We start from the raw sequence: 21,558 nt of genomic DNA, 5'->3' as shown, positions 1-21,558 counted from the left end.
CCGCCCTCACTTCGTGGCCCCCCGCACGAAGCCGTTGTAGATGAAGCGCTGCAGGAAGAGGAAGACGACCAGGGTGGGGAGGATGACCAGGACCGCGCCCGCCGAGATCGTCTCCCAGTGCGCCCCGAAGGGGCCCTTGAAGCGGAACAGGGACGTCGAGATCACCCCGAGGTCCTCGGAGGGCATGTAGAGGAAGGGGATGTAGAAGTCGTTGTAGACGTTGATCCCCTTCACGATGACCACCGTCGCGATCGCCGGTTTGAGCAGCGGGAGGATCACCTTGCGGTAGACCGTGAAGGCGCCCGCCCCGTCCAGGCGGGCCGCCTCGTCCAGGGAGACCGGGATGGAGCGGATGAACTGCAGGAAGATGTAGATCGACACGATGTCCGTGCCCATGTGCAGCGCGATCGGCGCCCACAGGCTGTCGAACAGGCCGAAGCTGTTGACGATCTGGAAGGTCGCCACCTGGGTGGTCACCCCGGGGACCAGCGCGGCGAGCAGGAACAGGGCGACGACCGGTTTCCGGAGACGGAACCGGAAGCGGTCGACGGCGTACGCGGTCATCGAGCCGATGAGGATGGTGCCGCCGACGGCGACGACCAGGATGACCGCCGTGTTGCCGAACGCGGACAGCATCCGGCCGTCCCGGAACGCGGTCACGTAGTTGTCGAGGTTCAGCGGGTCGTCGGGCAGGGCCAGCGCCCCGCTGCCGCCCGCCATCTCCTCCGACGACTTCAGCGAGGTCAGGAAGACCACGGTGAGCGGCAGCAGCACGACGAGCACGGCGAGGATCAGGGACGCGTACACGAGGGCGCGGGCCACGGTGCGGCGGGTCATACCAGGTCCACCTTCTCGTCGGGGACGATGCGCCGCTGCACCCAGGTGACCGCCAGGACGATCAGCAGCAGCACGACGGCGGCGGCCGAGGCGAGCCCCGTCTTGTTGAACTGGAAGGCCAGCTTCACCGTCTGGATCACGAAGGTCTCGGTGCCGGTGGCGCCGCCGGTCATGATGTACGGGATCTCGAAGACCGAGAGCGAGCCGGAGACGGAGAGGATGACGCTCAGGCTCAGGACGGGTTTGATGCCGGGCGCGATGATGTGCCGGAACTGCTGCCGGCGGCTCGCCCCGTCGATCTCGGCCGCCTCGTACAGCTCGCCCGGGATGGACTGGATCGCGCCGAGGAAGAGGACGAAGTTCAGGCCCAGGTGGCGCCAGACGGAGACGCCGGCGAGCGAGGTGTTCGCGGAGAACGGCGTGCCCAGCCAGGCGTGGTCGGTCTCGACGCCGAGCAGGCGCAGTACGGAGTCGAGGGTGCCGCCGTCCTGGAAGAAGTAGAGGAAGACGAAGCCGATCGCCACCCCGTTGATCAGGTACGGGAAGAACAGCACGCCCTTGAAGAAGTTCCGGAAGCGGACGTCGAAGCTGAGGACCGTGGCGAAGTAGAGGGCGAGGGCGATCTGCACCACGGAGGCGACGAGGTAGTAGCCGCTGACGAAGAAGACCTCGAACAGCTCGGAGCGGGTGAGGAGTTCGGTGTAGTTCTCGGTGCCGGTCCAGTTCAGCTCCGGGCTGACGCCGTCCCAGTCGGTGAAGCTGTACGCGAGCATGTTGGCGATCGGCGCGTAGGTGAAGGTCAGCAGCAGGGCCAGCGGGGCGAGCAGGAAGAGCCACGGGGTGAGACGGCGCGTCAGCCGGGTGCGGCGCGGGGCGGGTGCGGCCCGCTTCGGCCCGGCGGGCGCGGCCGGGGCGTCCGGCCGCCCCGCCTTGCGGGTGGTGTCCGTCATCAGGACCCCAGCGAGCCGCGTGCCTCGGCCCAGCGCTCGCCGAGGCCGTCGAGGTAGTCGTCGAGGCCGCCCTCGCGGGCGCCGCGGGCGAGGTCGACGAGTTCCTGGCGGTAGTCGGGCTTGTAGATGCCGACCTCGGAGCGGTTGTCGAGGGACTTCACCTCGGCGCCCCTGCTGTCGTCGAGGTCGATGAGCTTGACGCCCCTCTCCTCGTACGGCTCGAGGACGTCGGGCAGCGGGGCGTCCTTCCGCGGGGACAGGGCGAGGTCGGCCGCCGCGTAGCCGGACTCGTCGGTGAACCAGTCGATCCAGGCGCGGGCGGCCTCCTTGTGGTCGGAGTGGACGTTGACGGCCTGCTGGTAGTCCGGGGAGGTCACGGCGCAGAAGGCGCCGTCCTTCTGGGCGGGGAAGGGCATGAGGCCGATGTCGGCGGGGTCGGCGCCGGCCTGCCTCGCGGCGTCCCGCATCTGGACGACGGCCCAGGAGCCGAGCCACATGGTGGCGATCTCGCCCCTGGCCAGCTTGGGCTTGGAGCCCTCCCAGTTGGTGGTGGTCGGGTCCTTCTCGGCGAGTCCGCCGCTGACGATGTCGTGGAGCAGGGTGTCGCCGACGCGCAGGTCGGCGCCCTCGGCCCAGGGGTCGCCCTCGGCGAGCTTCGTGGTGGCGCCGGTGTCGCAGCTGACGGAGCCGTTGACGTTGGTCCACTGGGTCAGCGGCCACATGTCCTTGAAGTTGGTGTAGTAGGGCACCGCGTCGGTCTTCGACCTGATCGCCCTCAGGGCGTCGAGGAACTCGGCCGGGGTGGTGGGCCAGTCGGTGACGCCGGCCCGGCTCCACACCTTCTTGTTGTAGAGGAAGCCGGGGACGACCCCGACCGGGCTCTGGCCGTAGACCTTGCCGTCGACGGTGGAGTAGTCGGTGAAGCGGTACGTGGCCTCGCGTTCGGCCCGGGTGCCGAGGGAGGCGAAGAACTTCGGGTAGTCCTTCTTCTCGATGACCGCCGGGATCATCAGGACGTCGCCGTAGTTCTCCGTGTTCATGCGGATCTTGACCTCGCCCTCGTAGTCGGTGAGGCCGTCGAACTCGACCTTCACACCGGGGTGGGTCTTGTTGAACTCGGCCGCGTACCTCTTCATCGTCCCGTCCTGCACCAGGTCGGTCCGGTGGGTGAGGACCGTGATGGTGCCCCTGACCTTCGACGGGTCGTCGGGGGCCTCGGCGTCCGCGCCCTGCGAGGAGCCCCCCGTCCCCGTGCAGGCGGAGGCCAGCAGGGCGAGGACGGCGATCGATCCGGCTAGTACCTTGCGGCGGTTCATGTGCACCAGCTCCGTTCACGGGGCGGACGAGCACGAGTGGGTTGGCTGGTTCGGCACTCTGGCAGCCCCTTGCTGAACCGGTAAAGTCGCTATTAGGACAACGATGTCATGATGCTGCCCCGACAGGGCTCGACCGGTTTAGGGAGTGTGCATGCGTCAGGTCACACCGCTCACCGAGGGATGGACCCTGCGACACCCGGACGGCGCGGGGGACGCGCTCCCCGCCTCGGTGCCGGGGTGCGTGCACACCGACCTGCTGGCGGCCGGGCTGATCCCCGATCCGTTCCTCGGCCGGAACGAGGCCGAGGTGGCGTGGGTGGGCCGGCGGGACTGGACGTACGAGACGGAACTGACCGCCGGGGCGGGCGCGCACGAGCGGACGGATCTGGTCTTCGACGGGCTCGACACCGTGGCCGAGGTGCTGCTCGACGGCCGGCCGCTGGGCCGGACGCGGAACATGCACCGCTCGTACCGCTTCGACGTGACGGGGCTGAGCGGGCGGCTCACCGTGCGGTTCGCCTCCGCGTACGCCGAGGCGGAGGCGGTGCGCGGCGCGGTGGGCGAGCGCCCCGGCGCGTACGCCGAGCCGTACCAGTACGTCCGCAAGATGGCCTGCTCGTTCGGCTGGGACTGGGGGCCGACGCTGGTGACGGCCGGGATCTGGCGGCCGGTGCGGCTGGAGCACTGGTCGGCGGCCCGGATCGCCCGGGTGCGCCCGCTGGTGACCGTCGAGGACGGCACGGGGCAGGTCGAGCTGGCCGTCGAGGTGGAGCGCTCCCGCGTCGGGGCGCCGCTCGCCGTGGAGGCGCGCGCCGGCGGCGTCCGCGCCCGCGCGGAGGTCGACGGCACGGCGGGGACCGTACGGCTGCGGGTGCCGGACGTGCGGCTGTGGTGGCCCCGGGGGTACGGGGAACAGCCCCTGTACGACCTGGAGCTGACGCTGCTGCACGGCGAGGAGGAGCTGGACTCGTGGCGGCGCCGGATCGGGTTCCGGACGGTGGGGCTGGACACCTCCACCGACGCCCACGGCACCGGGTTCACCCTGGTCGTCAACGGGGAGCGGCTGTTCGCGCGGGGCGTCAACTGGATCCCGGACGACGCCTTCCCGTCCCGGATCACCCGGGAGCGCTACCGGCGGCGGCTGGGACAGGCGGCCGGCGCGGGCGTGGACCTGGTGCGCGTCTGGGGCGGCGGGATCTACGAGAGCGAGGACTTCTACGACGCCTGCGACGAGCTGGGGCTGCTGGTCTGGCAGGACTTCCCGTTCGCGTGCGCGGCCTACCCCGAGGAGCAGCCGCTGCGCGGGGAGGTGGAGGCGGAGGCCCGGGAGAACGTCGTACGGCTGATGCCGCACCCCTCGCTGGTGCTGTGGAACGGCAACAACGAGAACCTGTGGGGGTTCCGGGACTGGGACTGGGAGCCGGGGCTGGCCGGGGACTCCTGGGGCGAGGGCTACTACCTGGGCGTACTGCCGCGCGTGGTCGCGGAGTCGGACCCCACCCGGCCGTACACGGCGGGCAGTCCCTGGTCCGGGTCCTGGCTGCACCACCCGAACGACCCGGCGCACGGCACGCACCACTCGTGGGAGGTGTGGAACCGCGCCGACTACGCCGACTACCGCCGCCGGGTGCCGCGCTTCGTCGCCGAGTTCGGCTGGCAGGCGCCGCCCGCGTACGCCACGCTGCGCCGGGCGCTGCCCGGGGAGGAGCTCGCGCCGGACTCCCCCGGCGTGCTGCACCACCAGAAGGCGGAGGACGGCAACGGCAAGCTGGAGCGCGGGCTGGCCCGCCACTTCGCCGTGCCGGAGGGGGACTTCGACCGCTGGCACTACCTGACGCAGCTCAACCAGGCGCGCGCGGTCGCCGCCGGGATCGAGCACTGGCGCTCGCACTGGCCGGTGTGCGCGGGCACGGTGGTGTGGCAGCTCAACGACTGCTGGCCGGTGACCTCGTGGGCGGCGATCGACGGGGACGGCCGGGAGAAGCCGCTCTACCACGAGCTGCGGCGGCTGTACGCGGACCGGCTGCTGACCGTGCGGGCGCAGGACGGGGGTCTGGCGGTGGCGGCGGTCAACCAGTCCGCCGAGGAGTGGCGGGGCACGCTGCGGCTGCGCCGGATGTCCGTGGACGGCACGGTGCTCGGGGAGGCCGGCCCCGCGCTGGCCGCCGGGGGGCGGACGGTGGCGGTGACCGGGGTCCCGGCCGGTCTGGTCCCGGCCGGCCCCGAGGAGTTCCTGGTCGCCGACGCGGGTGACGTGAGGGCGGTGCACTTCCCGGCCCCGGACCGGGAGATCCCCTATCCGCGGCCCGGGTTCGAGGTCGCCCTCGCCCCGGGCGGGATCACGGTGACGGCCCGCACCCTCGTACGGGACCTGCTGCTCCAGGCCGACCGGCTGGACCCGGAGGCGGTCGCCGACCGGGGACTGGTGACCCTGCTGCCCGGGGAAGAGGTGACCATCGGGGTGCGGGGCTGGAGGACTCCGGACCCGCGGGCCGCCCGTCGCGCCCTGTACTGCGTGGAGCCCACGCGGTGACGGCGACGCCGACCCCCCGCGTCACCATCAAGGACGTCGCCGCGCGCGCCGGTGTGTCCAAGGGGGCCGTGTCCCTCGCCTTCAACCGGAAACCCGGGCTGTCGGAGGCGACCCGGGACCGGATCTTCCGGGCGGCGCGCGAGCTGGGGTGGGCGCCGAGTCCGACCGCGCGCACGCTGGCCGGGGCACGGGTGGACGTGGTGGGGCTCGCGGTGTGCCGGCCCGCCCGCCTGCTGGGTCTGGAGCCGTTCTACATGGAGTTCGTCTCCGGGGTGGAGAGCGTCCTGGTCGAGCGGTCCTGCTCGCTGCTGCTGCGGCTGGTGCGCAGTCCGGACGAGGAGGTCGGGCTGATGGAGTCGTGGTGGCGGGGCCGGCAGATCGGCGGCTCGATCCTGGTGGACTTCCGGGTCGACGACCCGCGTCCGGCGGTGGCGGAGCGGCTGGGGCTGCCGGTGGTGGCCGTGGGGCACCCGTCGCTGACGGGCGGGCTGACCTCCGTGTGGACGGACGACGCCACGGCCGTGACCGAGGCGGTGCGGTACCTGGCGGCGCTCGGGCACCGGCGGATCGCCCGGGTGGGCGGGGCGGCGGAGCTCGGGCACACCTCGATCCGTACGACCGCGTTCGACGAGGCGGTGCGGGCGCTGGGGCCGGCCGCGCGGGCGTGGCAGGTGGCGACGGACTTCTCCGGGGACGCGGGGGCGCGGGCGACCCGTTCGCTGCTGGCGGCGGCGCCGGGCGAGCGGCCGACGGCGATCGTCTACGACAACGACATCATGGCGGTGGCGGGGCTGTCGGTGGCGGCGGAGATGGGGCTGCGGGTGCCGGACGACGTGTCGCTGCTGGCGTGGGACGACTCGCAGCTGTGCCGGCTGACGCATCCGACGCTGTCGGCGATGAGTCATGATGTGCACGGCTTCGGCGCGGAGGTGGCGCGGACGCTGTTCGGCGTCATCACCGGGCCGGGCCCGGGGTCCCACCCCGTGCCGACGCCGGTCCTGACCCCGCGGGGGTCCACGGCCCCGCCGTGAGGGGTGCGCGCCCCCGCCGGACGCCGCCGATCGTGTGATGTTCGCCGCTCCAGGCGGTGGGACTGGGCAGTCACGTTACCCACAAGTAGCATGGCCCGTAAGCAAGCGCTCAGCGTCCCGTACCCTGGAGGAGAGCCATCGTGCCTCGTACCGTCAGGGACGTCGTCTTCGTCGACGGCGTCCGTACCCCGTTCGGCAAGGCGGGCCCGAAGGGCATCTACCACGAGACCCGCGCCGACGACCTGGTCGTGAAGGCGATCCGGGAGCTGCTGCGCCGCAACCCCGGTCTCGACCCGAAGAGGATCGACGAGGTCGCCGTCGCCGCGACCACGCAGATCGGCGACCAGGGCCTGACCATCGGCCGCACGGCCGGCATCCTCGCGGGCCTGCCCACCTCGGTCCCGGGCTACTCCATCGACCGCATGTGCGCCGGCGCCCTGACCGCCGTCACCACGGTGGCCGGCTCCGTCGCCTTCGGCGCGTACGACGTCGCCATCGCGGGCGGCGTCGAGCACATGGGCCGCCACCCGATGGGCGAGGGCGTGGACCCCAACCCGCGCTTCGTGAGCGAGAAGCTGGTCGACGAGTCCGCCCTGTTCATGGGGATGACCGCGGAGAACCTGCACGACCGCTACCCGAGCATCACCAAGCGGCGCGCCGACGAGTACGCGGTGCGCTCGCAGGAGAAGGCCGCCAAGGCGTACGCCAACGGCAGGATCCAGGCCGACCTGGTGCCGGTCTCGGTGCGCCGCACCAACGAGGAGGCCGGTGAGACCGGCTGGGGCCTGGTCACCGCCGACGAGCCGATGCGCCCGGGCACCACGCTGGAGAACCTGGCGAACCTCAAGACGCCGTTCCGCGTGCACGGCCGGGTCACCGCCGGCAACGCGGCCGGTCTGAACGACGGCGCCACCGCCTCCCTCATCGCGAGCGAGGACTTCGCCCGCGAGAACGGCCTGCCGGTCAAGATGCGCCTCGTCTCGTACGCCTTCGCGGGCGTCGAGCCGGAGGTCATGGGCTACGGCCCGATCCCGGCCACGGAGAAGGCCCTCGCCCAGGCCGGCCTGTCCATCTCCGACATCGGCCTGTTCGAGATCAACGAGGCCTTCGCCGTCCAGGTCCTCGCCTTCCTGGAGCACTACGGCATCGCCGACGACGACGCCCGCGTCAACCAGTACGGCGGCGCCATCGCGTTCGGCCACCCGCTGGCCTCCTCCGGCGTCCGGCTGATGACGCAGCTGGCCCGCCAGTTCGAGGAGCAGCCGCAGGTCCGCTACGGCCTGACCACCATGTGCGTCGGCTTCGGCATGGGCGCGACGGTCATCTGGGAGAACCCGCACTTCGAGGGGGACAAGTGAGCACCACCGCAGAGCTTCTGAAGGGTGCGGCCGAGCTGTTCCCCGGCGAGGTCGTCACCAGCGCCCACGTACGCCACTTCGACCTGCCGCTGGGCGCCGGGCGCTTCGCGCTCATCACCCTCGACAACGGTCACGACCACACCAAGCCGACCACCCTCGGCCCGCAGTCGCTGGCGAACATCGACGCCGCCATCGACCGGGTCGAGAAGGAGGCCGCGGACGGCGGGATCGTCGGCGTCGGCGTCACCGGCAAGCCGTTCATCTTCGCGGTCGGCGCCGACCTCAAGGGCGTCGAGCTGCTGAAGCGGCACGAGGACGCGCTGGCCATCGGCAAGGGCGGCCACGACGTCTTCAAGCGCCTCGCGAAGCTGGCCGTGCCGACCTTCGCGTACTACAACGGCGCCGCCATGGGCGGCGGCGTGGAGATCGGCCTGCACTGCACCTACCGCACGGTGTCGGCGGCCCTCCCGGCGTTCTCGCTGCCCGAGGTCTTCCTCGGCCTGGTCCCCGGCTGGGGCGGCTGCACCCTGCTGCCGAACCTGATCGGCGCCGACAAGGCCGTCTCGGTCGTCATCGAGAACAGCCTCAACCAGAACAAGCAGCTCAAGGGCGCGCAGGTCCACGAACTCGGCATCGCGGACGCGATCTTCGAGGGCGCGGACTTCCTGGAGCAGTCGCTGATCTGGACCGCGTCCGTCCTCAAGGGCGAGATCGTGATCGAGCGCCCGGTGATCGACCGCGGTGAGGCCTGGGACCAGGCCGTCGCGCGCGGCCGCGCCATCGCCGACTCCAAGGTGCACGGCGCCGCCCCGGCCGCCTACCGCGCCCTCGACATCATCGCCGCCGTCAAGGACGGCGACCTCCAGCAGGGCTACGACGCCGAGGACCGGGCCCTCGCCGACCTCATCATGGGCGGCGAACTGCGCTCCGGCATCTACGCGTTCAACCTGGTGCAGAAGCGCGGCAAGCGCCCCGCGGGCGCCCCGGACAAGAGCCTGGCCCGCCCGGTCACCAAGGTCGGTGTCGTCGGCGCCGGCCTGATGGCCTCGCAGCTGGCCCTGCTCTTCCTGCGCCGCCTGGAGGTGCCGGTCGTGCTGACCGACATCGACCAGGAGCGCGTCGACAAGGGCGTGGGCTACGTCCACGCCGAGATCGACAAGCTGCTCGGCAAGGGCCGGATCAACCAGGACAAGGCCAACCGCCTCAAGGCCCTGGTGACCGGCGTCCTGGACAAGGCCGAGGGCTTCGCGGACGCCGACTTCGTCATCGAGGCCGTCTTCGAGGAGATGGGCGTCAAGCAGAAGGTGTTCGCGGAGGTCGAGGCGGTCGCCCCGGCGCACGCGATCCTCGCCACCAACACCTCCTCCCTCTCCGTGACGGAGATGGCGGCGAAGCTGAAGCACCCCGAGCGGGTCGTCGGCTTCCACTTCTTCAACCCGGTCGCGGTCCTCCCGCTGCTGGAGATCGTCCGCGGCGAGCGGACCGACGACGCGGCGCTGGCCACGGCGTTCGGCGTCGCCAAGAAGCTGAAGAAGACCGCGGTGCTGGTCAAGGACGCCCCGGCGTTCGTGGTCAACCGCATCCTGACCCGCTTCATGGGCGAGATCCAGAACGTCATCGACGAGGGCACCCCGGTCGAGGTCGCGGAGAAGGCGGTGGAGCCGCTCGGCCTGCCGATGTCCCCGCTGGTCCTGCTGGAGCTGGTCGGCCCGGCGATCGGCCTGCACGTCTCGGAGACCCTCAACCGGGCCTTCCCGGAGCGCTTCACGGTCTCCCCGAACCTCAAGGCGGTCGTCGAGGCGGGCAAGCGCGGCTTCTACGTCTACGACAGCGGCAAGCCCGAGCTGGACCCGGAGGTCGCCGCGCTGCTGAAGCAGGGCGACACCGTCCTCACCGAGGAGCAGGTCCGCGCCCGCGTCCTGGACGCGGTGGCCCAGGAGATCGGCCTGATGCTCGACGAGGGCGTCGTCGCCGAGGCCCAGGACATCGACCTCTGCCTGATCACCGGCGCCGGCTGGCCCTTCCACCTGGGCGGCATCACGCCGTACCTGGACCGCGAGGGCGTGTCGGAGCGGGTGAACGGCAAGCGGTTCCTGGAGCCGGGCGTGGCGTCGGTCCCGGCGTAACACACCGGCACCACCGGTACGAGGAGGGCCTCCGCGGCACGCGGAGGCCCTCCTCGTCATGCGCCGGTCTTCTCGGCCGCTTCGAGCCGCGCCCGCAGCTCGGCGTTCTCCGCCTCCAGGGCGGCGATGCGCTTACGGGCGAAGTACAGCTCCATGACGGCGTCGTGGAACTCGGAGATCAGCTCCTCGGGGGTCAGTTGCACGCTCGTCCTCCCCTACGCCGGTGCCAGCTCGGTGACGTGGCCCTCGCCGCCCTTCCAGAACAGCTTGCCGTCCTGGGCGTAGAGGGAACCGCCGCCGGCGGAGGCCGGTGCGTTGGTCGGTACGGCGTCGACGTCCGCGAGCCGCACCGCGCCCTCGGCGAGGATCGCGGACGGGGCGCCGGCCGCCGCGACCACGTGGAGCTGGGACTGGGGGGTGCTCCCGCGGCCGACGCCGACGCCCGTCCGGCCCGTGCCCTTGACCACGAAGTCGTCCACGCCCGGGTTGTTCCGCAGGACGATCAGGGCGCCCTTGGTCGGGCCGTCGGTCGCGGTGACGAAGATGCCCTGCGCGGCGGTCCCCGAGGTCCTGAGATCGATCGAGAGGCCCGAGGCCCCGGGGTCCGAACCGTCGGCGTACCCCTTGTGGGATATCTTCAGCGTCCCGCGCGAGGTCTCCACGCCGGTCAGGTACATGGCCGAGGTGGCCGGGTTGTCCGAGGTGACGTTCAGCGCCGCGGTGTCCCCGGACGGAGCCTTGTGGTTGATGGTGACCGTGTGGGCCGTCGTCGACGAGCCGTAGAACTGGGCCGGTGAGGTGTACAGGGTGTACTCCCCTTCGGCGGCCGCCGCCTCCGATCCGGTGGCGACGGTGACGGCACCCGCGGTGAAGGCGCCGAGGAACACCCTTCGTCCCACTGTCATACGTTCTCCCCGATCGAGATGGTCATGTGAAGATCTTTCCTGGTGAGGATTCCTCACATCCGTCCTTCCGTCCATGTCGGCCCGATCACCGGGTGGGCGCCGCCCTCCCGGATGACGCGGCGGGCCTTGCGGCGACGCCCGTCCTCACGCAGGCATGAGAACGGGCGCGGGCTGTCGTCCCGTGCGGTGCCCTTGCACGCGCCGATCGGCCGAATCTCCTCGCGGCCCGATGCCCGACGAGGGCGTCGTCGCTGGGGCCCACGACACCGACCTCCGCCTGATCACCGGCGCCGGCTGGCCCTTTCACCTGGGCGGCATCACGCCGTACCCGGACCGCGAGGGCGTGTCGGAGCGGGTGAACGGCAAGCGGTTCCTGGAGCCGGGCGTGGCGTCGGTCCCGGCGTAACACACCGGCACCACCGGTACGAGGAGGGCCTCCGCGGCACGCGGAGGCCCTCCTCGCGTTCTCACGCCCTTCGGGCACGCGAGGGGCACGAGATGATTCCCCTTCGTGGTGGCCGGCTGTCGCAGAACTCACGCTCGCGGTGCGACAACCGCCGGATACACTTTCGGGGCTTCCCGGGAAGCCGGGGACGACATCACACAGAAGCGGACGCGAGCATTCATGAACGGCGAACTCCCTCCACTGGCGCCGAATCTCGCGGCGGTCGACCGTCGCGCCGTGGTGACCGGCACCGACACGTCGGGAGCCGTGCCTGTGGAGTACCGGTTCCGTGCCGCCGAGGGCGATGTACGGCACCTGGTGGTGGTGTTCTCCGGATTCGCCGCGCCGAACGGATACCACTTCGCCGGTAAGTCGCTGAACGGCCTGCGGGCGAATGTCCTCTGGATCCGCGACGACTTCGACGGGCATTACAGCTACTACATGTGCCGGTCGATGCACTTCGACATCGAGGCCGCCGTGCTCGGACTCATCGATTCCACCCTGCGGCAGTTGGGGCTGAACCGCGACCAGGTCAGTCTGCTGGGAGTGTCGAAGGGGGGAAGCGCGGCCCTCTACTTCGGATTGAAGCACGGGTTCCGGAACATCGTCACCGTGGTTCCGCAGTTCCTCGTCGGGAGTTATGTGCGGGACCGCGCGGAAACCGGTCGCTACATGCTCGGGGCCGACATGCCGCAGACGCACGTCGACATGCTGGACTCCGCCATTCCGGACCTGCTCAAGGCCTACGGCGGGCAGGGGCACAACATCTACCTGTTCACGTCCGAGGCCGACGAGCAGTACGACACGGAAATCGGTCCGCACCTGCAGCTCTTCTGGGCGTGCGAGAACTTCAACCTCGTCCGGACCGCTTCGCAGCTGGTGCGGCAGCACGGCGAGGTGTCCGGCTACAACCTCCCGCTGGTGTGCGGCGTCCTGGCCGCCCTGTCCGAAGGCGCCGCCCCCCGTCTGGGCTTCGTGGAGAACGGGGAGGCGCAGGTCGACGCGGCACAGCGGCAGCACCACCTGGCCGAGCTGCGCCACCGGGAGGCGCTCACGGCCGTGCTGAACAAGCAGGACGTCCGCGGTAACAACCTCCTGCTGAGCGGGCACGCCTTCATTCCGGGCGAGTCCCCGCACGGGGAATTCCCGTCGGTCAAGAGCCTGATCGTCGAAGGTGGCGGCCGCCATTGGGAGTTCCCTCTGGCGACGACCGAGGCGAAGCACACCTACAGCCTGTACTTCGACCGGTTCGCCCGGGACTACGCGGACGGCGGATTCGAGCCCGAGGCGAAGACCGGAATACCGATGACCGGTATACCCGGTGGCGCGTACGAGTTGTCGGTGCGGGTCGCGAGCCCGGCCGAGGGAATAGACCGGCGTACCAAACTGGTGGCTCGGCGCCCCTTCGACATCCGACGTCCCTTCGGCGGGCTCGAGATTTCCCTGATCGGCGACGAGAACCGGGTGCGGCTGCTGCGACGCCCCATCATCGGGCACATTTCCCAGGAGACCGCCTTCTCCCTGGAGAAGAGCTGGCTCAAGGACCGCACCCTGCACGTCGAGGGGGTCTTCTTCGTGCACGGCATCGAGGCCGCCGCCCACGGTCACGCCACCTATTACCTGGTGCTGCGCGGACCACAGGCCACGTATTCCTTCCGGCTCGGCATGTCCCGCAAACCGGCGGCGGTCCGCGCCCACCGGCGACGCGGTGACTTCGGCACCTATGACTTCGCGTACTTCGCCACGTCCGGGTACAAGGGCGTCACTCTCACCAATGCCCAGCCCGGGGATTACGAGGCATACGTCTCCATGAGCACGGGCGGGTCACTGTTCTCGGCCCCGGCGGGCATGGTCACGCTTTCCTGAATCCCGCGGTCCCGGCGCGGCCGGCAGCGGTGTCATTCCGGCAGGACGGCGATCGCATTCGCCACCCGGCGCTCGGTCACGGCCGCGCGCTCGCCGCCGCGCGGACCGTTGCGCAGGTGGCCGTCCAGGACGGCGGTCGTGGAACCGCCGCCGTCGAGGTTGACCGCGTCGACGGCGCCGAGGGAGCGCGCCAGCCGGGCGGCCTCCGTCGGGGTCGCGCCGACGCTCTCGCCCGGTGCCCGGCCGTCGACCGCGACCAGCAGCAGCGTGCCGTCCGCCGTGACGCCCGCCACGGTCCGCGGTTCACGGTCCGGACCCAGGAGCCGCTCGGCGTCCGGATCGACCTCCCCGTCGCGCAACAGCCGGGCGCTGCCGCCCAGGGCCGAGTGGACGGCACCGGTGAGCGGCCGCCCCACGGGATCGGTGATCCGCACGGAGACGGCCGGGCGGGTGCCGGGGCGGACGTGGGCGCGCAGCCACTCGGCGCCGGTCCCGATGCCGTACAGCGAACCGCCGCCCTCGGGCAGCGGTCCGCCCGCGGGGGTGCGGATCCGCAGCACGGTCCCGTCCCCGGCGAGCAGTGCCTCGGTGCTGCCCGCCGGTCCGGGCGGGGTCTTCCGGCCCCACTCCGCGGTGAGGTGCACGATCTCGTCGTCGTCGGTGCACACTCCGTTGGACGGCCGCGTCATCGGACGTCCGTCGGTGGCGAGCCGGTCACCGCCGGTGCCGCCGCAGCCCGGGACGCGGCCCGCGATCCGGTTGACGCCGTCGAGTTCGCGCCGGGCTCCGTCGGCGGCGCGCAGCCGTCCGGTGGTGGACACCTCGGTGACGCGGGCGGTGAGCCGGCCCCGGTCGCGGCCGAGCAGGAGGGCGGGACGGCCGGCCAGTGCCTCGCTGAGGACCCGGCCGTCCTCGGCGTACAGCCCGATCGGGTCCCCGTCGGCGCCGCGGCCGGCGCCGACGTCGAAGTACGTGCCGTTGACGGCGAAGAGCGCCCCGGACCGGCGGGCCAGGGACCGGACGGTCTGCGTCCGGTCCATGTCGGCCCCGTGCACCGCGACGACCCGGACCCGTGCGCCGGGCGCGACGCGCAGGACGCTCAGGCGGACCGGCTCACCGGGACCGAGGTGCCGGGTGAGCTCCTGGTAGCGCAGACCGGCGGGCAGGACGGGTGCGGACGTGGGCGACGACGTCGGGCCGGCCGCCCCGGAGGAGGACGCCGCGGGCCGGGGCGGCGCGTCCGGTGCGGTACAGCCGGCCAGAACGCAGCAGAGCACGGCGGCCGGCAGCGCACCCGTCCGGGACCTAGCCATAGGTGGCGAGCGCGCCCGGGGAGGCGCCGAGGTCGCCGATGTGCACGGTCACCTCGGACCACACGCGGTGACCGCGCTCGTCCTCGAAGGCGAGCTCGAACCGGTCGTATCCCAGGTGTGCCGGATCCGCCTGGTAGGTGACGCTGCCGTCGGGCAGGCAGGTGAGCACTCCGTGCCGGGCCAGTCCCACGCCCATGAACCGCAGGCCCGGCGCGGCGGTGTGGCCGGGCGGCAGGACCGCGCGTCCGCCCGGACGCAGGGTGATGTTCTGCCCGGGCAGCCAGTGCCGCCGCACCCGGAAGCCGGCGTCCGAGACCGCCGTGGAGGGGATCAGCTTGTCGCCCGGGGCCTGCATCAGGCCGATGATGACACGGGGCAGCAGGACCGCGCCCTCCTGGGCGCCGTCCTGCACCCGGACCAGACAGCTGACGGTGCGGGGCTCGGCGTCGGTGGCGTAGGTGGCGTACCGGCCGTTGTTGAGGTGGCTCAGGCCCTGGTGGCGGACCATCGTGGCGACGCCGCCGAGGAAGTCGTCGAGCAGGTAGCCGTAGGTGCGGTAGGCGCCGCCCGTGGGGGTGACGGCGAGGGTGAGGGTGAACTCCTGGCCGGGAGCCACCGGCAGGGCCGGATCGGTGTCGGCGAAGAGTTCCAGCGTGCCGCCGATGTGCGGCGCCTGCGGGTGGGTCACCCACGCCCGGGCGACCGGGTACCAGTCTCCGCTCATCACGCCGCTCCGCTCAGGGCCGCGGCGCGTCCGCCGACCCGGGACCGGGTGAGTTCCTCGAAGACGTCGTCCTCGAGGAACTCCAGCGCCGACTCCGGGATGTTCGCGTCGAGGTTGCGGAAGTACTGCGGGGTGAGCAGCCCCTTGGCCCGCATGTCGCCGGCGACGAACCGGGCGCACTCGGTGGCTCCGTGACCGCGCAGGTGCGTGTTGTCGGCGATGCCGTCCGGGTAGTTGGGGTGTTCGCCGGGTTCGAGGTAGAGGAACAGCTCCTTGGTGCCCTCGGGTCCGGCCTGGCGCCACCAGCCGACGCTCCACTCGTTGAGGTCGATCAGCGGGACGGACAGGCTCATCGCCAGTTCGCGCATCGCCGTCGGGTACAGGCCGAGCGGTCTGCGCATGTTGCCGTGGTCGTCGAAGACCCGCCGCTCATGACTGGTGACGAACACCGGGTGGGCGCCCCGGTCGCGGGCGCCGTGCGCGTACTGGCGCAGGAACCACTGGTAGTCGCCGAACGGCTCGGTGAAGCGGCCGTCGCCGGGCTTCATGTCGATCAGCCCGAAGGAGATCAGCAACAGGTCCCCCGGGGCGATGTTCTCCAGGATCCAGTCCAGCCGGCCCCGCTCCAGGAAGCTGCGCGAGCTGGAACCGGCGCGGGCCGCGTTGACCACCTCGGCGCCCTGGACGAACAGCTGGAGCGCCTGGCCCCAGCCCACCATCGGTGCCATGCTCCGCTGCCGGCTCGTCACGCTGGAGTCGCCGGCGAGGAAGATCCTCGTGTGCCGCACGGCGTCATCCCCCCACTCGTTGGTGTTCGTCCGGCCGCCCCATGACCAGCGGGACGGCCGGCGGGCCCGGGTCGCCCACGACGGCGGAGTCCATCGTGTCGATGACGTCGAAGGCCCGCTCGCAGTTGTTGGTGTCCCGCAGGACGAAGAACTCCTCGGCCCGCTCGCGGTACCGCGGCTCGACCTCGAAGCCCCGCTCGATGGAGGCGATGATCTCGTCCACCGCCTGGTCGACGGTGGCGCAGGTCGGGCCGAAGCCGTCGCGGGCGAGGTCGAAGTAGCCGCGCTTGTAGTGCTTGCTGTAGAAGGCCTCGTCGTCGAAGTTCGTGTAGACGATCGGCTTGCCCATGTAGGCGACGTCGAAGAAGACCGACGAGTAGTCGGTGACGAGCATGGAGCACTCGCGCATCGCCAGCTGCACGTCGCGTCCGGTCGTGGAGACCGTGATGGACGGATGGTCGATGCGGAAGTGCTTCAGGTACGGCCGGATCTCGTAGTGCGGCATGAACTCCAGCTCCACGTTGTAGTACTGGAGCGCCTTCAGCAGCCGTTCGTCGCGCAGCAGCGAGGAGAAGAAGCGGTAGTACTCGGAGGCCGCGAAGGGGATCTCCGGTTTGGCCGCCTTGTTGTACGAGGGCGCCACGATGTCCCGCCGCCAGGTGGGCATCACGAGGACGCGGCGCAGACCCGGTACGGGCTTCAGCGCGTCGAAACGCGGCAGGCCGGTGGCCGCGACCCGTTCGTACCCGTAGCCGCAGTGCTCCGCGTAGTAGGCGCGCTCGCTGCGGCCGGTGGTGAGCACCATGTCGACGTTGGTGACCTGGGCGTGGATGGACGGGGCGACGTCGTTGTAGACCACCCCGTGCTGGAGGAACACCCGCCGGTAGCGCAGCAGGTCGCCGTAGCCGGTGAGGAAGGCCCGCTTGGACAGGCCCGGGAAGCCGAGGTAGGCCTCCAGGTCGTAGGCGTTGACGAGCCGGGTGGCGTGCAGCAGGTAGACCCGGTACTTCCAGGAGAGGCGGTCGATGACCTGGCCGAGGTGGGCGATCTTCGCACGGTCGGCGGAGTCGCCGTTGATCGCGTAGTACACCTTGCGCCGGGGCTGGTTCTCCCGGATCCACTTGAACAGGTGGTACGAGTTGTCCTGCGCGGTGTCCTCGCGCTCCCCGATGATCCAGATGTCCTTGCCGCTCAGCCAGGGGTGGAAGAGCCAGTAGAGCAGCCTGGTGCGCCAGCCGGGCCGGCCGGGCAGGGCGGCCCGGAACTCCTTGAGGAACCGGCGCAGCTTGTGGCGGAGCCGGTGGCCGGCCCCGGCGACCCGGCGCACGGTGATCTTCTCGTCCGCGTCGATGGCGAGGACGACGGTGGCGCGGCCCGCGCGGTGCACGCCCTTGAACCGGTGGAGCATCTGGCGGGCGTCGACCGGGGTGTCGAAGTGGCGGTCTCCGTCGTGGACGCGCAGGACGAGGCCGAGGTCGCGGTTGTTCAGGCCGGCGAAGTCCTCGGGCCGGGCGACGGCGCGCCAGCCGGAGTACCAGTCCTGCTCCTTGCGGGTGCGCCAGCGGTCGCGCCGGTAGACCTGCTCGACGGGGACCGCCCGCTCGGTGCGGCCGTCGGAGAGGACGAGCTGGACCCGGTTGGCGAAGATGTGGGAGATGTCGACGCCGGTGAGGACCAGGAGCCCTTCGAAGGTGATCCTTCCGGCATCGACGTGGCAGGTCTCCAGCACCGCCTTGTGCCGGTCGACGCGCAGCAGCGCGGTGTCCACCCGGTCGGCGGCCAGCTGCCGGTACACGCCCTGGTCGTCGATCTTCAAATACGGCCGGTACTCGGGCTTGGTGTGCGGCTCGCAGAACAGGTCGAGGTTGCCGGTGCGCACGGCGTGGTGCTGGAGCCGGGACATCGAGGACGTGGCGTACTGCAGGATCAGGTCGTCGGACATCCCCGCGTACACGTCGCACAGCGCGGGGAAGATCGCGGCCAGTTCCGTCCTGCTCATGATGCGGTGCAGATTGCGCAGGTACGGCTGGAAGGTACGGACGACGAAGCGCTGGGCGAGACGCCGGGTACGGGCGTCGAGGGTGGCGACACGCCTGAGCAGGTGCCTGGCCAGCCGGATCAGCTCCTGCGCCTTGACCGCGTCGTTCCACGGCAGGTCGAACAGCGAGTCCGACTGCTCCTGGTCCCGCTCGTAGCACGTGGCCCTGGGGGCGAGCGTGACGCGGCGCGCGTGCAGCAGCGCGGGCACCGCCATCCAGGCGTCCTCGTAGCCGGGACCGGCTCCGCAGCGCAGCCGCTGGTCGCGGACCAGCCCGGTCTTCAGCAGCTTGGCGCCCAGCCCGGTGGAGAACACCAGGTAGGGGGCCTCCTCCAGGCGGGTCACGTCGGCGGGTTTCTTGCCGAAGTACCGCTTCCACGGTTCCTCGGCGCCCCGGCGCGGGCCGGGGAAGTTGTCCGGGTCGCCCACGACGACGTCGGCCTTCGCCTTGCGGGCGGCGCGCAGCAGGTGGCTGACGCTGTCCTCGCCGAGGATGTCGCGGGCGCGGGCGAACATGACGTAGGGCGCGGTCACGTGGCGCAGGCCGTGGTCGTAGGCGGCACGCAGCCCCATGGCGACCTGGGGGACGACCGTGGTGTTCGGGTAGTGCGCGGCGAAGTTCGCCAGGTGTCCCGGGGTGGCGTCGGTCGAGCCGTCGTCGACGAGGATCACCTGGGTGCTCTCGAAGTCGCGCTGCGCGGCCAGGGAGCTGAGGAACTCGTGCAGGTTGTACTCGTCGTTGTGGCAGTGCACGACGACCGCCGCGCCGTACCGTTCCCGCGGGGCGAAGGGCTCCGGCAGCTTCCGCGTCGCCCACCACAGCCAGGGGGTGCCGCGCGGGTCGACCTTGACCCGCTGCTCGCTGGTCTCCTGACGGAGCGCGAGGTTGCCGCTGACGGTCTCGTAGATCTCGTACGTCGTCCCGTCGGCCCGGTAGCGCTCCTGCTCCAGGTCGAGACCCCGGATGCACACCGTGGTGGTGGCGCGCTGGCCGGCGTGCCGGATCTGCACGAAGAGGTTCCACGTCGCCGGGCGGCCGGCCCGGCCGAGGGTCTCGTCCAGGTCGACGGAGGTGTGGTAGCGGACGTACTCCTCGTCGACCTCCACGCCGGTGACCTTGAAGGCGTGGTCGGTCTTGGGGCTGCGCCGGCGCAGCACGGCGGTGAGTTCGATCTTGTCCTTGGGCTTCACCCGGCCGAACTGGTTGCGGATGAAACCGGTGACGTGCAGCCGGCCGTCGCGGATCTCGACACGGGTGGCCTGGTTGAACAGCCGGGCGTCGCCCAGCGCGGTGCCGGTGAGGTCGAGGTCGGTGACGTCGAGGAAGCGCTCGGCGTGCGGGCGTCCGAGCAGCGCGCCGGACCAGTAGACCTTGCCGTCCCGCTCCACCAGGTCGGAGCTGAGCACGCTGCGCCGCTGGGTGTAGTCGGCGACCGAGAGCGCGATGTCGACCTGGCCGTTCATCAGGCCGAAGGCCCGTACGCGCTCCAGCGGCCCGCACAGGTCGTAGGCGTCCGACGGCAGCGAGCGCAGGTAGGGCGCGGTGACCCGCAGGAAGCCGTCGCGGTAGGCCTCGTCGCCGGTGCGCAGTTCGGGCGTGTAGAGCCGCAGGTCGTGGGAGAGGAACTTGGCGCCCTTGTGGGCGATCAGGTCCTGTCCGCCGTGCCGGGCGAGGAACTCATCGGCCCACTGGTGCACGAGCACCCGGTCGCGGATGCTGCGCAGTTCGCCGCGCCGGTTGGTGATCGACGGCGTGTCGGACTCCCGCTCCCACATCCACCGGTAGACGGGCGCCGTGAGCAGGGTGATGTTCCGCGCGCAGAAGCCGGCGACCGTGGAGAAGTACGTGTCCTCGAAGAACACTCCCTCGGGGAACCGGATGCCGTGGTGGTGCAGGAAGTCGACGCGGAAGAGCTTGGCCGCCGCGATCGGGTCGTCGAACAGCTCGGGCGCGGCTGCCAGACCACCGCTGACGGTGCGGTCGGTGGCGTACAGCTGCGGCTGCCAGACGGTGGTCTCCTCCTTGGCGAGGTTGACCCGCAGCGCCCTGCCCGCGGTGATCTCGGCACCGGTGGCCAGGGCGGAGGCGAGCAGCACCTCGCACGCCTTGTGGGGCAGTTCGTCGTCGGCGTCGAGGAACAGCAGGTACTGGCCGGTGGCCGACTCGATGCCGTTGTTGCGGGGCGCGCCCACACCGCCGCTGTTGTGCTGACGGGGGAGGACCCGGACCCGGGAGTCCTTGCGCGCGTACTCGTGGGCGACGTCGAGGGTGCCGTCGGTGGAGGCGTCGTCCACGACGAGCACTTCGACGCCCCGGTGGGTCTGGTTCAGCGCGGAGCGCAGCGCCCGGTCGAGGGTGGCGCTCGCGTTGTAGGCGGCGACGACGACGGTGACGGTGTACAGGGAGGGGTCGGCGTACGTGAGCGTGTCGACGTGCGCCGCGGTGACGTGGGGGGCCGTGTAGCCGTACGCCGGGTCGGTGGTGTGCCCGGACGCCTCGTCGTACGCACCGGGGCCGGTAGGCACGGTCATCGCCGGTGTCCCTCCTGGTGCGGCCAGGGCGTGTCGACGCGCTGGACCGGGATCGGCTGGGTCACGCCCGACGCGGGGTGGCCGAAGGGGCCGGTGCCCTGCGGCGCCGGGAAGCCGTAGGGGTCGTAGCCGCCGGGGACGCCGAACGCGTCCTGCGCGTCGTGGGTCTCCGACGGGTCGAGCCGGTGGTACTGCGGCTGCGGATAGGGGTGGAAGCCCGGATCGTCCTCGGGCTCCGGCGTCCGGTAGCGCTCGTCGGCGAGCAGCTCCTCCTGCCCGGCACCGCGCTGGCGGTGGCGGCCCCGGTGCAGCTGCGGGGCGATGGTCCCGGCGGTGGACGGGGCGGGGTTCAGCTCCTCCATGATCCGGGTGAAGTCACGGGTGGACAGCCAGAACTTGTACATGATCACGAGCTCGAAGAGCATCAGCAGGGCCGCGGAGACCGCGGTGGTCCACAGGATCTGCCCGATCAGCGGGCCCACGATGAAGACGAACATCTGGAACTCGATGCCACTGATCAGGTGCGGCCGCACGCGGGTGCGCAGCATCGCCCGGCGGAGCCGGGTGTACCAGGGGAACTGGCCGCGGAACTGCTCGTGGAGGTCGATCACGTTCTCGGCGCCGGCCTCCTCGCGCAGAATCTCGGCCGGGGTGGCGGGGTTGTCCCGCAGCAGGTCCTCCATGAAGACGACCCGCGGCCCCTCGGCGTCGGCGGGCGTCTGCTCGGCGGCCTGCGGCCGCACGGGCGCGTGGCCGCCGGCCTGCGGCTGCACGGGTACGCGGCCGCCGGTCCGCT

At 71.4% G+C, this 21,558-nt stretch carries 14 protein-coding genes and 2 pseudogenes; 6 read left to right on the top strand and 10 right to left on the bottom strand.

What is annotated here, in order from left to right; translation table 11 throughout:
* Positions 1-6 precede the first annotated feature (6 nt).
* Genes ABTY20_RS26585 through ABTY20_RS26575 form a run of 3 tightly spaced genes read right to left on the bottom strand, consistent with a single transcriptional unit; the run spans position 7 to position 3,103 of the window.
* Entirely contained in the window at positions 7-837 is an 831-nt protein-coding gene (locus ABTY20_RS26585; protein ID WP_351999579.1) for a carbohydrate ABC transporter permease, read from the bottom strand.
* The gene (locus ABTY20_RS26580; RefSeq protein WP_351999578.1) at positions 834-1,787 is read right to left on the bottom strand and encodes a carbohydrate ABC transporter permease; all 954 of its coding nucleotides are present in this window, start codon (positions 1,785-1,787) and stop codon (positions 834-836) included. Before ABTY20_RS26580 ends, ABTY20_RS26585 begins: the two co-directional genes overlap by 4 nt.
* Entirely contained in the window at positions 1,787-3,103 is a 1,317-nt protein-coding gene (locus ABTY20_RS26575; protein ID WP_351999577.1) for an ABC transporter substrate-binding protein, read from the bottom strand. The genes ABTY20_RS26580 and ABTY20_RS26575 overlap by 1 nt, the downstream gene beginning before the upstream one ends.
* A gap of 151 nt (positions 3,104-3,254) precedes the next feature.
* On the opposite strand from ABTY20_RS26575, the gene ABTY20_RS26570 reads away from it, so the two are divergent.
* From ABTY20_RS26570 to ABTY20_RS26555, 4 genes are all read left to right on the top strand, one after another.
* The gene (locus tag ABTY20_RS26570; protein ID WP_351999576.1) at positions 3,255-5,636 is read left to right on the top strand and encodes a glycoside hydrolase family 2 protein; all 2,382 of its coding nucleotides are present in this window, start codon (positions 3,255-3,257) and stop codon (positions 5,634-5,636) included.
* Positions 5,633-6,667, top strand: a complete 1,035-nt coding sequence (locus ABTY20_RS26565; protein ID WP_351999575.1) for a LacI family DNA-binding transcriptional regulator — start codon at positions 5,633-5,635, stop codon at positions 6,665-6,667. The genes ABTY20_RS26570 and ABTY20_RS26565 overlap by 4 nt, the downstream gene beginning before the upstream one ends.
* Before the next feature lie 140 nt (positions 6,668-6,807).
* Positions 6,808-8,025, top strand: a complete 1,218-nt coding sequence (locus ABTY20_RS26560; RefSeq protein ID WP_351999574.1) for a thiolase family protein — start codon at positions 6,808-6,810, stop codon at positions 8,023-8,025.
* The gene (locus ABTY20_RS26555; RefSeq protein ID WP_351999573.1) at positions 8,022-10,151 is read left to right on the top strand and encodes a 3-hydroxyacyl-CoA dehydrogenase NAD-binding domain-containing protein; all 2,130 of its coding nucleotides are present in this window, start codon (positions 8,022-8,024) and stop codon (positions 10,149-10,151) included. Before ABTY20_RS26560 ends, ABTY20_RS26555 begins: the two co-directional genes overlap by 4 nt.
* A 56-nt stretch (positions 10,152-10,207) precedes the next feature.
* Here ABTY20_RS26555 and ABTY20_RS26550 read toward each other — a convergent pair whose 3' ends face one another.
* Both ABTY20_RS26550 and ABTY20_RS26545 read right to left on the bottom strand, forming a co-directional pair.
* Positions 10,208-10,354 (bottom strand): hypothetical protein, encoded by a 147-nt coding sequence (locus tag ABTY20_RS26550; protein ID WP_175449356.1) that lies wholly within the window; start codon positions 10,352-10,354, stop codon positions 10,208-10,210.
* A 12-nt stretch (positions 10,355-10,366) separates the two neighbouring features.
* Entirely contained in the window at positions 10,367-11,056 is a 690-nt protein-coding gene (locus ABTY20_RS26545; protein WP_351999572.1) for a hyaluronoglucosaminidase, read from the bottom strand.
* A gap of 223 nt (positions 11,057-11,279) precedes the next feature.
* Between ABTY20_RS26545 and ABTY20_RS26540 the strand changes: the two are divergent.
* Together ABTY20_RS26540 and ABTY20_RS26535 are read left to right on the top strand one after the other, a co-directional pair.
* Positions 11,280-11,462 (top strand): annotated as a pseudogene (locus ABTY20_RS26540) (hypothetical protein); the annotation flags it as partial.
* A 219-nt stretch (positions 11,463-11,681) separates the two neighbouring features.
* Complete coding sequence (locus ABTY20_RS26535) at positions 11,682-13,367, top strand: hypothetical protein (RefSeq protein WP_351999570.1); 1,686 nt, start codon at positions 11,682-11,684, stop codon at positions 13,365-13,367.
* A 32-nt stretch (positions 13,368-13,399) separates the two neighbouring features.
* On the opposite strand, the gene ABTY20_RS26530 is transcribed toward ABTY20_RS26535, so the two are convergent.
* From ABTY20_RS26530 to ABTY20_RS26510, 5 genes and pseudogenes are all read right to left on the bottom strand, one after another.
* On the bottom strand, positions 13,400-14,680 hold the full coding sequence (locus tag ABTY20_RS26530) for a phosphodiester glycosidase family protein (protein WP_351999569.1): 1,281 nt from the start codon (positions 14,678-14,680) through the stop codon (positions 13,400-13,402).
* Complete coding sequence (locus ABTY20_RS26525; protein WP_351999568.1) at positions 14,673-15,404, bottom strand: hypothetical protein; 732 nt, start codon at positions 15,402-15,404, stop codon at positions 14,673-14,675. Before ABTY20_RS26525 ends, ABTY20_RS26530 begins: the two co-directional genes overlap by 8 nt.
* The gene (locus tag ABTY20_RS26520; protein ID WP_351999567.1) at positions 15,404-16,192 is read right to left on the bottom strand and encodes a rhamnogalacturonan acetylesterase; all 789 of its coding nucleotides are present in this window, start codon (positions 16,190-16,192) and stop codon (positions 15,404-15,406) included. The genes ABTY20_RS26525 and ABTY20_RS26520 overlap by 1 nt, the downstream gene beginning before the upstream one ends.
* A 4-nt stretch (positions 16,193-16,196) precedes the next feature.
* Entirely contained in the window at positions 16,197-20,762 is a 4,566-nt protein-coding gene (locus ABTY20_RS26515; RefSeq protein ID WP_351999566.1) for a bifunctional glycosyltransferase/CDP-glycerol:glycerophosphate glycerophosphotransferase, read from the bottom strand.
* Positions 20,759-21,558 (bottom strand): annotated as a pseudogene (locus tag ABTY20_RS26510) (hypothetical protein); the annotation flags it as partial. The gene ABTY20_RS26515 and the pseudogene ABTY20_RS26510, both read right to left, overlap by 4 nt.

It is taken from the genome of Streptomyces sp. NPDC126497, from assembly GCF_040302425.1.
Classification (GTDB): domain Bacteria; phylum Actinomycetota; class Actinomycetes; order Streptomycetales; family Streptomycetaceae; genus Streptomyces.
This window is presented reverse-complemented; position numbering and strand designations above follow the sequence as displayed.

What these genes read in the sequence shown, in the direction of transcription:
- ABTY20_RS26585 (WP_351999579.1), bottom strand. Translation starts at nt 837, where the DNA reads ATGACCCGCCGCACCGTGGCCCGCGCCCTCGTGTACGCGTCCCTGATC.
- ABTY20_RS26580 (WP_351999578.1), bottom strand. Translation starts at nt 1,787, where the DNA reads ATGACGGACACCACCCGCAAGGCGGGGCGGCCGGACGCCCCGGCCGCG.
- ABTY20_RS26575 (WP_351999577.1), bottom strand. Translation starts at nt 3,103, where the DNA reads ATGAACCGCCGCAAGGTACTAGCCGGATCGATCGCCGTCCTCGCCCTG.
- ABTY20_RS26570 (WP_351999576.1), top strand. Translation starts at nt 3,255, where the DNA reads ATGCGTCAGGTCACACCGCTCACCGAGGGATGGACCCTGCGACACCCG.
- ABTY20_RS26545 (WP_351999572.1), bottom strand. Translation starts at nt 11,056, where the DNA reads ATGACAGTGGGACGAAGGGTGTTCCTCGGCGCCTTCACCGCGGGTGCC.
- ABTY20_RS26535 (WP_351999570.1), top strand. Translation starts at nt 11,682, where the DNA reads ATGAACGGCGAACTCCCTCCACTGGCGCCGAATCTCGCGGCGGTCGAC.
- ABTY20_RS26530 (WP_351999569.1), bottom strand. Translation starts at nt 14,680, where the DNA reads ATGGCTAGGTCCCGGACGGGTGCGCTGCCGGCCGCCGTGCTCTGCTGC.
- ABTY20_RS26525 (WP_351999568.1), bottom strand. Translation starts at nt 15,404, where the DNA reads ATGAGCGGAGACTGGTACCCGGTCGCCCGGGCGTGGGTGACCCACCCG.
- ABTY20_RS26515 (WP_351999566.1), bottom strand. Translation starts at nt 20,762, where the DNA reads ATGACCGTGCCTACCGGCCCCGGTGCGTACGACGAGGCGTCCGGGCAC.